The sequence below is a fragment of the Tropicimonas marinistellae genome, assembly GCF_001509585.1.
Lineage (GTDB): Bacteria > Pseudomonadota > Alphaproteobacteria > Rhodobacterales > Rhodobacteraceae > Tropicimonas > Tropicimonas marinistellae.
Genome location: NZ_LNCI01000001.1, coordinates 633,749 through 646,003 on the forward strand (window position 1 = coordinate 633,749; position 12,255 = coordinate 646,003).

General features: G+C 61.8%; 10 protein-coding genes and 1 tRNA gene. 3 read left to right on the forward strand and 8 right to left on the reverse strand.

Features of this window, described 5'->3' with window-relative positions; all coding sequences use genetic code 11:
* The first annotated feature begins 57 nt into the window (after nucleotides 1-57).
* Nucleotides 58-390 carry a TIGR02300 family protein gene (locus ARC39_RS02955; protein ID WP_068110125.1) on the forward strand — a complete coding sequence of 111 codons (333 nt, stop codon included), beginning with the start codon at nucleotides 58-60 and terminating at the stop codon, nucleotides 388-390.
* A gap of 69 nt (nucleotides 391-459) precedes the next feature.
* Nucleotides 460-535, forward strand: a tRNA-Ala gene (locus ARC39_RS02960).
* A gap of 279 nt (nucleotides 536-814) precedes the next feature.
* On the opposite strand, the gene ARC39_RS02965 is transcribed toward ARC39_RS02960, so the two are convergent.
* The 8 genes from ARC39_RS02965 to rfbF form a co-directional block, all read right to left on the reverse strand.
* A complete protein-coding gene (locus ARC39_RS02965) occupies nucleotides 815-1,771 on the reverse strand; it encodes a sulfotransferase (protein WP_068109721.1) in 957 nt (318 codons plus the stop codon).
* Complete coding sequence (locus ARC39_RS02970; protein ID WP_068109725.1) at nucleotides 1,768-3,087, reverse strand: glycosyltransferase family 4 protein; 1,320 nt, start codon at nucleotides 3,085-3,087, stop codon at nucleotides 1,768-1,770. Before ARC39_RS02970 ends, ARC39_RS02965 begins: the two co-directional genes overlap by 4 nt.
* 164 nt (nucleotides 3,088-3,251) lie before the next feature.
* Nucleotides 3,252-4,418 carry a glycosyltransferase family 4 protein gene (locus ARC39_RS02975; protein WP_161470924.1) on the reverse strand — a complete coding sequence of 389 codons (1,167 nt, stop codon included), beginning with the start codon at nucleotides 4,416-4,418 and terminating at the stop codon, nucleotides 3,252-3,254.
* Nucleotides 4,419-4,464: 46 nt separating this feature from the next.
* Nucleotides 4,465-5,466, reverse strand: a complete 1,002-nt coding sequence (locus ARC39_RS02980; protein ID WP_161470925.1) for a glycosyltransferase — start codon at nucleotides 5,464-5,466, stop codon at nucleotides 4,465-4,467.
* Nucleotides 5,467-5,623: 157 nt separating this feature from the next.
* The gene (locus ARC39_RS02985; RefSeq protein ID WP_068109735.1) at nucleotides 5,624-7,123 is read right to left on the reverse strand and encodes an oligosaccharide flippase family protein; all 1,500 of its coding nucleotides are present in this window, start codon (nucleotides 7,121-7,123) and stop codon (nucleotides 5,624-5,626) included.
* 30 nt (nucleotides 7,124-7,153) lie between these two features.
* Nucleotides 7,154-8,353 (reverse strand): class I SAM-dependent methyltransferase, encoded by a 1,200-nt coding sequence (locus ARC39_RS02990; RefSeq protein ID WP_236545102.1) that lies wholly within the window; start codon nucleotides 8,351-8,353, stop codon nucleotides 7,154-7,156.
* Entirely contained in the window at nucleotides 8,350-10,644 is a 2,295-nt protein-coding gene (locus ARC39_RS25930; protein WP_078059033.1) for an NAD-dependent epimerase/dehydratase family protein, read from the reverse strand. The genes ARC39_RS02990 and ARC39_RS25930 overlap by 4 nt, the downstream gene beginning before the upstream one ends.
* A 1-nt stretch (nucleotide 10,645) precedes the next feature.
* Nucleotides 10,646-11,428 carry a glucose-1-phosphate cytidylyltransferase gene (gene rfbF, locus ARC39_RS03005; RefSeq protein WP_068109737.1) on the reverse strand — a complete coding sequence of 261 codons (783 nt, stop codon included), beginning with the start codon at nucleotides 11,426-11,428 and terminating at the stop codon, nucleotides 10,646-10,648.
* Nucleotides 11,429-11,884: 456 nt separating this feature from the next.
* Between rfbF and ARC39_RS03010 the strand changes: the two genes are divergently transcribed.
* The gene (locus tag ARC39_RS03010) at nucleotides 11,885-12,253 is read left to right on the forward strand and encodes a hypothetical protein (protein ID WP_068109740.1); all 369 of its coding nucleotides are present in this window, start codon (nucleotides 11,885-11,887) and stop codon (nucleotides 12,251-12,253) included.
* The last annotated feature ends 2 nt before the right edge of the window (nucleotides 12,254-12,255 follow it).

Below are 12,255 nucleotides of genomic sequence, written 5' to 3' on the forward strand. Positions count from 1 at the left end.
GGTACCTGTGGCATCGGGCTGCTTTCAATCCATCGCCCACAGATGAAGGACCATGCGATGCCCAAGGAAGAATGGGGAGTCAAGCGCGTCTGCCCGACGACCGGGAAGCGGTTCTACGATCTCGGCCGTAATCCGATCGTCAGCCCCTATACCGGAGAAATCGTGACGCTCGACACCGGTAACAAGTCGCGCACGCTGATCAAGGACGAGAAGGACAAGGCGTCCGAGACCGAGGAAGATGCGCTGATCGACGATGACGCCGATGTGCTGGACGACGATTCCGATTCCGATGTGGATCTCGGCGACGACGTGCTGGACGATGACGCGGACGAAGACAACGTCTCTCTCGAAGAGATCGCGGACGTCGGTTCCGACGACGACGACTCCTGAAAAACATCACTCGGGGGGCTCATTTTCTTCTTGAACTCCCCAGAGCGGAACACTAGACACCGCGCTACCGGGGCCATAGCTCAGTTGGGAGAGCGCTTGCATGGCATGCAAGAGGTCAGGGGTTCGACTCCCCTTGGCTCCACCAGGAACCCACGAAAATCTAGGTCTGATTATTGATGGGGTGCGGGGCGCTCGTGTGCCTCTGAGCCGTCTTGTCACTTCCCTGCATGCAGTCTCGGGTCACCGCTTTGTCACTCGTTTCGTGACCTGATTCCGTGAGAGTGACTTCGGTCGTCGTTGACCGTCAGCGGCTCGAAGCCGGTCCCCTCGATGCGGATTGATCTCTGGAAACGGCGGCGGCGCTGCCCGCATAATCCCTTGCTGCGACCAAGCGCAAAGCCAAACGCTGCGGCGCGCCCGCTCATTACATGTAACCGAGTTCAGCCAGCAAAGGGCCACCATGCGCGAGCGCGTTCTCGAAATCCTGCCGTTCGTGGGTGTCCTCGGAGCTGAAGCGTTGCCATTTGCCGATACGTGCGCGCGAGACAGCTCTTTCGATATTGGCATAGACAGCTTCGGAGGGCTCGATCTCGAGAAAGTCAAACATCGTACGCGCGTTTTCTCGCGGCGCCATGCAGAAATCTTCGTAGCGCAGTTCGAGATAGTGCTTCGGCTCAAGTTCACGACCGATATCCCGTGCGCTCGAAACGCAATGGAGCCAGGATTGCATCTGGAGGCGATAGCGATTGCGGGCAATGGCCTGAGGATCCGATAGATCGACGTCGTGCCAAAACCGCATTCCGTGCTCACCGAAGGTCACCATCTCGCAAAAGCGGCGATAGTCGAAATTCCGCAGAAAGCGTTGATGCTTGTTCGTGGCAAGCGTCCAGATTTTCCGTGCAAGGCGTTTCGGGTCGCGCCCCGACGGCGGCGGCATCGTGAGCTGGAAATAGCCGCTATCGGAGAGCATGACGTCCCGGCCGTCGCGGATAACGTGAATGAAGCGCGCGCCCGGAAAGCGCTCGGTAAGCTCGCGCATGAAAAACAGAGTCTCACTCAGTTTCCAGCCCCATGGGCGCGGGTTTGCCGGGTCATGGCCCTTGAAGAAAAAGTCGAGCGTGTCGCGCAAGCGCGCGTCGATGAGGGTGTGTGCGGCGTCCGGTTTATCGAGAAGCGCCGGCATGGCCGGATCGCTCAGGATCGGCATGACGAAGCGCGCAAACCAGATCTCGCTGTCGAGAAAGCCCTCCGCGATTTCTGCACCGTTGAAGACCCCCGCCTCAAGCAGCGCGTTGGCAACGGCGCGTGTACCGGAATGCGGGCGCCCGACGATGACGAACGGGCCGGGTCTGGCGCGATTTATGATCTCGGTGGATATCATGCAGCGGTCACGGGGGCCGTTTGGCGTAATTCGATTGCACATTCGTAGATCGCTTCAAGCTGCCTGGTGAGCACCGGCCAGGTGAAATGCGCGCGCATGCGCTTGAGACCTTCAATCGAGAGCTGTCTGCGTCGCTCGGGCGCATCCAGGAGATCGTCAATCGCCCGCGCGAGGCTGGCCGCATCGCCGCGTGGCACCAGAATGCCGGCGGTGTTCCCATCGGTGATTTCGGGAATCCCGCCGCTGTCGGTACTTATGACCGGAACACCGGCGGCCATCGCCTCGGCAACCGGCATGCCGAACGGTTCGTTCCAGACCGACGGAAATACGACGATCGTGGATGCGGCGTATAGGTCATGAACGGTGTCATGTGGCAGGGCCCCCCTGAAGTTCACCCGTTTGATCAAGGCGGGGTCGAGCATTGCCTTCAGATCGACAAGGAACGCCTTCTGGTTGGCGAGAATCTGGCGGTAGAGTTTGTTGGGCAGGGATTTTCCGTAGAACGGGCGAAGCGTCGCATCAATCGGGTCATCGGACACGCCGACATGGAAGGAGTAAGGCAGCAGCCCGGCACTGCCGACAAGATCGAGGACGACGTCTTCGCGCCGGCGGGCCACATCGTTGAAGGCCTCGATGAGCACATGCATGCCCTTTTCGGGAGAGAGCCGTCCGACAAAGAGAAGTCGGTGGGCGAGGGGGCGCGGGGCATCCTCAACGGGGGCGTCGTCCTCGCCGACATGGTCCACACCGTTCCACAGGACCGCATTGCGTGACGCGAGGGCGGGTGCCGCTTCGACCAGGCGATCGACGATGAACTGCGAGCAGCCGATCGCGAGATCGATCGCCGGCAAAGCCGGTTCGAGGACGCTGCTGGGCGCCATGGAGGCCGTCTCGCCATGCATGTGCAGCAACAACGCCGCCTCCGGCGCTGCTTCGCGAAAGATTGGCATGAATTGAAAGTACGTGCTGACGTGGACAATATCGAATGTGTCATCTGCGAGGGCTTGCGCCACACGCTTGAAATAACTGGCAAAGTAGCTCTTGCGTGTCATCAGTGGCGGCGATATCTCGCATATCCCGGTGACCCGGTCGGCAAGCTTGAACGCTTTGTCTAATGGCGTGTGAATCGTGACGACCTTGAGGTTGCCCTCCTCCTGAACGCGTCCGTCCTCCTTTCCTCCGCAATAGAGGATGATCTCATGTCCCGCCGATGCCAGCTCGCGGGCGAAATTGTACCCGACGATGGCCAGCGAAGAGCCGTGCGTGAATGGCAAGTCGACCCTGTCTAGCGGTTGGAGGACGATGGCGATGCGCATCTCGATCCTTTCCGGCGTCTTTCCGTGGCTGCCATCACATCGAAGGTCCGCACGAGCTCAACAAGGCGTGGAGCCGCTCCCGCCTCTGCATGAGCTAACGTGCGGGCGTATACATTTCTGAGCAAGCCGAATTTGACCGCGACAGCAAACCGGATCGATGCAGGTCACTCATCCCGAACCAGCTGATTGAAGATGCCGTGGCAGGTGTTTGCGGCGGCTTTCCAGTTCATGGTGCCGAGAACCTTGGCGCGCGCGTTAGCGCCCAGTTCTTCCGCCGTCTCCGGGTCATTGACAAGGCGCAGGATCTGCTGAGCGAACCCGTCCAGGTCGCCGTTCTCGGCGATCAAGCCATTGCGGTCGTGTTCGAGCACCTTCGCGGATCCCCGATAGGCGACGATGGGCATTCCGGCGGCCATGTAGTTGAGCAGTTTCTGCGGAATGCCGTCGCAGATGGACCGGGGCAGAACCGCGATCGCGCCGCGCGCAAGCCGGTCCGGCAGATGCGCGAAGGTATCGGGTTCCACATCAATTGCAGCGCGGATCCCGAGCGCCTCCGCCTGCCGGCCCAGATCAGCGAAATCGCCGTTGGAATAGACCTTGAGCCGAAGCTGCGGGCAGGACCTGAGCGCGGTCGCGAACGAAATCAGCAAATCGCCGAAACCCTGATACTGGGACAATGTACCGGTATAAACGATCGTAGCCGGTTCCACCGCATTCCGGCGAATGGGCGCGAATGTATCGACCTCGACGCCGTTCATCGCGACAGTGACCCTGCCAGGATCGAAACCGTGGCGCTCCAGCAGAGCGGTGCGGATGTCTTCCGTCACTGTCACAACATGATCAGCACGGGCCGGAATGGCGCCGTCCAGAACCGCGCCGAGGCGCCGTGAAGCGGATTTGGTTCGCGCGGATTGATAGGTGGGCAATTCGCTCGCCAGCATCGTATGCGCGTCGTAGATCACCGGAATGGACCGCCGCCCGCGCGCCGCGAGGGCAACCAGAAGCCCCTCGAAGTGATGAGCATATATCACCTGTGGACGCCGTGCGCGCAGCCGTCGCCGTAGCAATCCCACGAGCGCCGGATCGTAGCGGAGCAGCTTTGCCGGCGTCGGCCCCGGCGCAATCGTGCCGGTTTCAAGCTTTTCGAAGATCCTGTGGACCGGAAAGCCCATCGGATAATCGGCCTCGCCGATATGGTAGGTCACGAGTTCCACGTCGTTGCCCACGGCCTGGAACGCCTCGGTCAGCCGTTCAACGCGGATCGGTGTCCCCCTGCGCGCTGGGAAGGGACAGGCGGCGACGACCGTTATCTTGAAACGGCGGTCCGCCATGACCTCCTCCGAAGCAGCGATCTTCTGGGCGCCAATCATCCGGGGCCTACCGTTTGGTGAAATGGCCAGGGGCGGCCCCGAAGAGCCGCACCTTCGCGTTCTCGGCAAACGTGGAAAACCCCGGAATGACGTTTGATACCCCATCCACCGCCACCCGCACCGCGTTCCAGTTGGTGAACCACCATTGCGTCAGCACCTGATTACACCTGCGCCGTTCCTCCGGCGTGAGCGACGCCTCCTGCGCGACGATTTCCCGGTACTTGCGGTAGAGGATCAGCGACGGAACCTCGAAACGACGGCCGCGGTCACCGTCGTGCCAGGTCTGCCGGGCCTGCACGGAAATATTCTGCCGAGTGTATCGGTTGGGATGCTCGCGCATCTCCACCAGCGGGTCCCGTATATGGGCGAACTCTCCCCGAAGCGCCATCTGCGCGAGGAAGGCGCGGTCGGCACCGTGGAAGGTTCCGTGCCGCAGTGAGTTCTCCATGGCGTCACGCCGAAGCAGTCCAAAAAAGTCGACGCAGGAATGGGATTTCAGGACGATCGCGGCAAACCGGTCAGACGGACGGGCATGGCTCGCCTCCGAAAGAATGCCGTCGTATTGGTCGAACACGGTTCCATCGGCGTCGATGTAGTCCACACGGCTGTTGCACAGGACCACCTCGGGCCGGGCATCAAGCACCGGGATCGTCCGTTCCAGGTACTCCGGTTTCATCCGGTCATCATGCGCCAGCCACTTGAAGTACCGGCCGCGACCCTCGGCCCAGACGCGGTTATAGTTTCGAGCCGCGCCGATATTCGTTTCATTTCGGAGATAGGTGATCCGTGGATCGTCCGCGGCGTGGTCCTTGACGATCTCGGCTGTCCGGTCGGTCGAGGCATTGTCACACACCACCAATTCGAGGTCGTCTGCGGTTTGGCAGAGCGCGGACTTGATCGCCTCCTCGAGGTAGTTCTCCCCGTTGAAGACCGGGATCCCGATGGTCGCATCCGGCGAAGCGCTCTGCGGCACGGCCGGATTTCCCGGATACTCGTCAACCTTGTCCATCTTTATGACCCCTCGGATGAGAGCCCCCATAGCGAAGCGTTCAATCCCCGGCGCGACGCAGACCTCTCCCCCACACCTCTCGCCAATTGGCTGCGATTCGGGTGCGCGGCGCAATGATTTCGGCCAAATCGCGGCCTGAATCCCTGCCAATCAGCGCCTATCCGCGCGTTGCGGCGAGCTTTTCGAGAATCCAGCCCAGGATTCTCGCGCCCGGTAGCAGCCCCACGATGAGCGTAACGAGGCAATAGGCGAGCCCTCCGAGCAGCAAGCCGAGCCACCACTGGCCGGTTGCCAGGAAAATCCCATACATCGCTGCGGCCCCGAGTGCGCCCGCTACGGTGGCGGCGGCGAGTTTACGCAAAATCGGCATCCTGATACCGGCGCGATGAGCCAAAACCGCCACACCGCCAAGAATGAAGGTCTCGACAAGGGTGCGCGCCAAGGCCGCCCCCGCGCCGGAATGCGACGGAATGAGCAGCCAAAACAACGCAAAGGCGATCACCGCGGCGGCACCGTCAACGTAAAGCAACTGCCGCTGCCGCTCGACCGCGGCCAGGGCGAAGCGGAATACGCTGGTAACGGCCGACAGCGAGATCGCCGGACCGATGAGAACCATGGCAACGCGCGCGTCCGCAAAGGCGCCGCCGCCAATGAGAACGACAATCTCCTCCGCAAACAGGCTGGTCGTGATCACGACGCCGGTTCCGAACCACAGCATCAGTGAAATCGCCTCGCCCACGTGCCGCGAGAGCAGCGCGTAGTCCCGCCGCGACGCGGCCTCGGTGAAACCCGACATCAGAAGGCCCGAGAAACGTGGCGGCAGGGATGCGACGATCTCGAAGATCTTGGTCGGGATCCCGTAGAGTCCAAGTGCGCGCGACGATTGTGTCAGCGCCATCACCAGCATGTCGCCCCGAAGGATGAAGATCAGCAGAATCCGCGAGCCGGCGAAGGGCAGCCCCTGAACCGCGAGTTTACGCCAATAGGCCGCGTCAGCGACCGGCCGAAACGGTTCCAGCAGGGCCGCCCATCGCCAGACCATCGCCAGCGTCAGCGCCGCAGACCCGGCCAGCGCCGCCAGCATCGCCACAGCTCCGCCATCGAGGGCGACGGCCAGCACCGTCAGGGCGATCAGCGTCGCGCTTCCGGCCATTTCCGCCGCCACGTAACGGTCCTGGCGCAAGTGCCGCTGGAACACCGCGATCAGCAACTCGCTCGCCTGAAAAACCGTGAAGTAGAGCGCGCCGACGAACATGCCGGTTCGCACGACCGGATCGTCAAGCAGGAAAAGTCCGGCGACAGCGGCCAGAAAGAGTGCAGCGCCGGTCGCGACCAGCCGCAGGGCCATCGCGGCTCCAAGGAAGCGCGCGTGGGATCCGGGCTTTCCCAGTTCTCGTAGCAGGACCATGTAGAGCCCGAGATCCACGAAGACGGAGCCGAAGATCACGTAGTTCAGGACTTCCCGGTAACGGCCGTAATCCGTGGGGCCGAGGTGGCGGGTCGTCAGCACCGTCACGGCGATGCCGGCGAGCACGGCGACCGCCTTGCCGGCCACCACCATGGCCATGTTCTTGGCAACGGATTGGTTGAGCACGGAGGACGCGGCCTGCGCCGGATCCCCGAGCGCCGCACTCTCCGTCATTCCGTCCGTCGCCATGCCTTCTCCTCTCGGATTCGCGTCACGCCGCTAGACCGCGACCAACTCCGGCGAGAGCCCCATGTCGGCGAGGCTTCGGCCGATTTCATCCAAGTATACGGGATTCATAACGATGACCGTATCGGGCGGAGACTTCGACAGCATTTCCGGTGCCGAAACAAGCGCGCCGGTGCCAGGAAGAAACCGGTTCTGCTTGTGGGGGTTGATGTCGATGACCTGCGCGATCTCTTCGTCGAGGTCGAGCGAAGTCAGAAAGCTCACGCATTTCGACCCGCCCCCCCAGACGGCAATGCGCTGGCCGTCCCGATACCGACGGATAACGAAGTCGCGCCAATGGGCCATCACCTCTGCGACCTTGGCGGGAAATGCCGCCGCGACAGCCGCCAGTTCCTCCAGCGGTTCCTCGGCTGGGTGCGGTGGCACAGACGTGCCGCCGGCGGGGCGCGCGTGCTGGATGATGTACTGGTCCCCGTAGTCCAGACGCACATCCGTCACGTCGTAGCCCGCTGCGCGGAACAGCCGTGCGTGTGTGCCCGGCGTGAAATAGGAGCAATGCTCGAAGTAGATGTCCCAGAAGGCGCCTTCGCGCAGAACCCGCCCCACATCCGGCGTCTCGAAGAAGATCCCCGCGCCGGGCCGCCCGGCGACGAGCGGCAGGATATTGTCCACGAAGGCGCGGACCTCGCCGATATGTTCCAATGTATGGCGACAGACAACGAGATCAGGGCGCATGTTGACGGTCCTGGGGCTGAAATACTCCCGCTGGAATCGCAGGGATCCACCGTCGAGCGTCTCCAACCGTTCTTCGATGAACCCTGGGTCTATTCCGAGCGCCTGACAGCGGACGGCGAGGCACAGCTCGCGCAGAAAATCGCCCTTGCCACAGCCGATCTCCAGCACCTTGCGGCCCTCTAGCGGCCACGTGGCCACAATTTCCTCCACAAGTCGTTTGGCAAAGGCGTTGAACGTACCGGAGAAATGTTGCGATTCCTCCGTCGCGGAGGCGTAGTCGATCAGCCGTTCGTCGAAGGCAGCGTTGAAGACGAAGCCGCAAGTCTCGCAATAGGTCAGGCGCATCTCGTGGCGGGGGAAGCTGGCGCCCTCGTCCGCCCGGTCAAGCAGGATGCAACTCTGCACCGGAATCGCCGGCAAGTGCAGCAGGCTCTTGAGCGCGCCGCTGCCGCAGGCCGGACAGTCCGACCTGGGCTCCGCGATTGGCCTATCGGTCACCGGGAGACCACCTCCATGTCAGGGATGGGCACGATGAACCTGCCGCCGCCAGCCAGATAGGCGTCCTGCTGGCGGATGATCTCGTCCCGGAAGTTCCAGGGCAGGATCATCACGTAATCCGGCCTGTCCTCAAGCAGACGCGCCGGCGCACCGATCTCGATGGCAACGCCCGGCATGAACTTGCCCTGCTTGTGCGGGTTCTTGTCGACAACGTAGTCAAGCACCCGCTCATCGAGACCGAGGTAATTGAGCAGGATCGTTCCCTTGGCCGCCGCTCCATAGCCAGCGATACGCTTTCCCGATTGCTTGAGGCCCAACACAAGCGCGCGCGCCCGCTCGCGGAAGGCGCGGATCGTCTCCCCAAAGTCGCGGTAATAGTCGAAACCGTCGATCCCGAGCGCCGCCTCTTCGGCAAGGAGTCCGGCCACTGCGGACGTCGGTTTCGCAACCGTCCCGAAGGTAAGGCGAAGCGATCCGCCGTGGATCGGCACGCGTTTCACGTCGTTCAGGTGAAGACCATGCCGCAGGAACAGGTTTTTTGCGCTGGTCGCCGAGAAATAGCAGCGGTGTTCGTGATAGATCGTGTCGAACTCGGTCTTCTCAACCAGATCGCGCACGTAGGGGAACTCGACCACGACATGGCCGTCGTCTCGCAGGAGCGCGCTCATACCCGCAACGAAATCGTTCTGGTCCTCCACATGGGCGACGACGTTGTTGGCGATGATGAGGCTCGCGCGCGTCCCCTTCTGCGCGAGCGACTGCGCCAAGCCGAGACCGAAAAACGCGGACAATGTGTCGACGCCAATGGCGCGGGCGGCTTCGGCCTGTTTCTCGGCCGGATCGATACCGAGGACAGGAACGCCGGCTTCCACGAAATTGCGCAGCATGTAGCCGTCGTTGCTGGCCAGTTCCACAACGAGATCGTCGCCGCCTAGCTCGTGTCGGGAGATAAGCTCCAGTGCGTGATCGCGCGAATGCGTCAGCAGGTCCTCGGAATAGGAGGAGAAATAGAGGTAATCGGAACCGAACATCTCATTCGGCGGCAGCGTCTCCAGCAGTTGCAGCAGCGCACATTCCGGGCAGAAGGCGGCACGCAGCGGCTGCATTCTTACCTGGCTGCCGGCGGTCGCGGCATCAAGCAACCCGTCCGAACGGGGCATCAGCCCGAGGTCCACGACCGGCATCAACCCAGCGTTGCCGCAGGACACGCAAGCGGTCTCTGCTGCACGCGCGGCAAAGCGTTCTTCCGCTTCGGAACCTCGCGGGGTGTGGCGAAGGTCGCCACCGATGATACCTTCCGCCGTCAGCATCCGCAGATGCCCGATGCGCTGATAGGGCACGCCCTCGAAATCCTCCCGCGTCAGCCCCGCCGTGAGGCAGGCTTCATAGACCTCTTTGGCCCCCTTCACGGCATCCCACTGGGGGTCGAACCACGGCATTGCCTTTCGGATCTTGTCGCAGGAGACGCGATAGCAACGCAGATCGGGGCCGGCGTCCTCCGCATAGGCGATACGGGCATTGGGGACCACGTCGGCCACGATCTCGGCCAGTTCCGAAATGCGGTAGTTGTGCGCCGTCACGCCGACGTTGAACGCCTCGTTGCAGATCTCGTCCGGCTCCGCCTCCAGCGTCGCGCAGAAGGCGCGCGCGATGTCCTCGATATGGACGATCGGCCGCCAGGGCGTGCCGTCGGACTTCATGAAGATCTCGCCGGTGGTGACTGCATGGGCCACCAGGTTATTCAGAACCAGGTCGAACCGCAGCCGCGGCGAGACACCATAGGCAGTGGCACTGCGCAGGAAGGTCGGGCAGAAGCGCTCGTCGGCCAGCCTGGCGAGATCCTGTTCGGAGCGAACCTTCGACTCGCCATAGGGCGTGACCGGGTTGAAGGCCGCTGTTTCGTCCAGCATGTCGTCTCCGGCCGCACCGTAATTGCTGCAGGACGAGGAGAAGACGAAACGGCGGACACCGGCGGCGCGGGCCGCCTCCGCCACCCGCATCGTACCGGCATGGTTGATGTCAAAGGTCGCCTCGGGGCGGAAGTTCCCCAGCGGATCGTTCGACAAGGCGGCCAGGTGCAGCACCGCGTCGATTCCGACGAAGTCTTCAGGTGTCACGTCCCGAATGTCCTTTCGGAGCGTCGGCACACGATGAATCTCTCCGGCGGGCGCGAAGCTGCAGCGCTCGAATATGTCGCTGTCCAACCCGTAAACACGGTGTCCCAGAGCTTCGAGCATGGGGGTCAGGATCGTTCCGATGTAGCCGCGGTTGCCTGTCACGAGTACGCGCACGTCACTTCTCCCAGGTTGCCCAGGGCCGGTCACCGGCTTCCCACATGTTGTGCAGAACCTGCTTCTCGCGCAGCGTGTCCACGGCCGCCCAGAAGCCAGTATGCTTGTAGGCCATGAGCTGGCCATCGGCGGCCAGCCTTTGCAATGGCGCATGCTCGAACATCACCAGATCACCGTCGATATAGTCCAGAACAGCAGGTTCAAGAACGAAGAAGGCGCCGTTGATCCATCCCTCGGCCGTCTGCGGTTTCTCCTCGAAGCTGACCACCTGCTCGCCGTCGAATTTCATGTGCCCGTACCGCGCCGGCGGCCGAACGGCGGTGATCGTTGCGAGTTTCCCGTGCTTGCGGTGAAACGCCAGAAGTGCGTCGAAATCGACATTCGACAGGCCATCGCCCCATGTCAGCATGAATGTGCCGTCGCCGAGATAGTCTTTCAGACGTTTGATCCGGCCGCCGGTCAGGGTCTCCATTCCGGTCTCGACAAGGTCGATCTTCCACGGCTCATGCAACTCTTCCTGACGGGTCACGACAGACGGCTTGCCCGGCTCCATCTCGATGGTGAGATTGCCCGTCAAGGTGGCGTAATCAGCGAAATATTTCTTGATGTAGTCGCCAAGGTAACCAAGCGCTATGACGAACTCATGATGCCCGTATTGGGTGTAGTGCATCATGATGTGCCACAAGAGCGGGCGACCGCCAATCTCTACCATTGGTTTGGGACGAACAGACGTCTCTTCGGCAAGGCGCGTACCTTTGCCTCCGGCTAGCAGCGCGACTTTCAATCGTTATTCCTCCAATGTGCCCGGGAACGATCTACCCAATGCCGAAAATCATAGCATCCCAAACGTCGCCCGAGCGCACAAACAACCGTGTTCCCCAAGCTTAGACCATTGTTTCGTAGCGGTCTATTGAGGAGCTTTTTTGTATCCATTGGTGCAGCAATACGCGTGCTTTCCTTGGATTGACACTACGTCAAGAAGGGGGTCCAAACACGTCCCACGGAACCGGGCCGATTGTGCTGTCCGGACCCATTTCTGAGTGGAGTTTCAGGCAGCGGGTCAAGCAGGTCACGCTCGGCCCAAACGCCCAGACCCTCAGGAAGTTGGCCAAGATCTTTCCCACACCGCAAAAAACGCGATGCGCCTGAATTGAAAGGCGCTCATACTCCATGCCAAGAGCCGTCCTCTGCGTCTGCAGCAGGTCGGTTTTCAACGGCGTACGCGCAAAGGCGGCCGTCGATGCCGCTTGCAGCATTCTTCAAGAAGGGCGGTGAGCCGAAGTCCGCTGCAACCAAGCATCAGGGGCATGCATTTTTGAAAGCGAACGTGAAGTTGGTACAGGCGCATCTGGAAATCCCGTTCTTGTCGTCGAGCCTGCTGCAACTCCCTGCGATGGTGGCCAGCATGCCCGCCGGCAAAAGGGGCGGTGTCATCAACGCCAACGGCCCTTTGCTAAAGACAAGCGCCGATCAGAGAGCGCACGTGCACTTCACTAACGGCATTGGCAGTTCCCAAATCACTTACCGCAGCACAGAAACCTTCAGCGACGTTCAAGGCATCCATCCTTCGCCCGCCCGGCCCAGCGTGATTGTTGCCGCTCAGGAATGACT

Excerpts from the sequence above, each read along its gene's own strand:
- ARC39_RS02955 (WP_068110125.1), top strand. The coding sequence starts at position 58 with ATGCCCAAGGAAGAATGGGGAGTCAAGCGCGTCTGCCCGACGACCGGG.
- ARC39_RS02965 (WP_068109721.1), bottom strand. The coding sequence starts at position 1,771 with ATGATATCCACCGAGATCATAAATCGCGCCAGACCCGGCCCGTTCGTC.
- ARC39_RS02970 (WP_068109725.1), bottom strand. The coding sequence starts at position 3,087 with ATGCGCATCGCCATCGTCCTCCAACCGCTAGACAGGGTCGACTTGCCA.
- ARC39_RS02975 (WP_161470924.1), bottom strand. The coding sequence starts at position 4,418 with ATGGCGGACCGCCGTTTCAAGATAACGGTCGTCGCCGCCTGTCCCTTC.
- ARC39_RS02980 (WP_161470925.1), bottom strand. The coding sequence starts at position 5,466 with ATGGACAAGGTTGACGAGTATCCGGGAAATCCGGCCGTGCCGCAGAGC.
- ARC39_RS02985 (WP_068109735.1), bottom strand. The coding sequence starts at position 7,123 with ATGGCGACGGACGGAATGACGGAGAGTGCGGCGCTCGGGGATCCGGCG.
- ARC39_RS03010 (WP_068109740.1), top strand. The coding sequence starts at position 11,885 with ATGCCGCTTGCAGCATTCTTCAAGAAGGGCGGTGAGCCGAAGTCCGCT.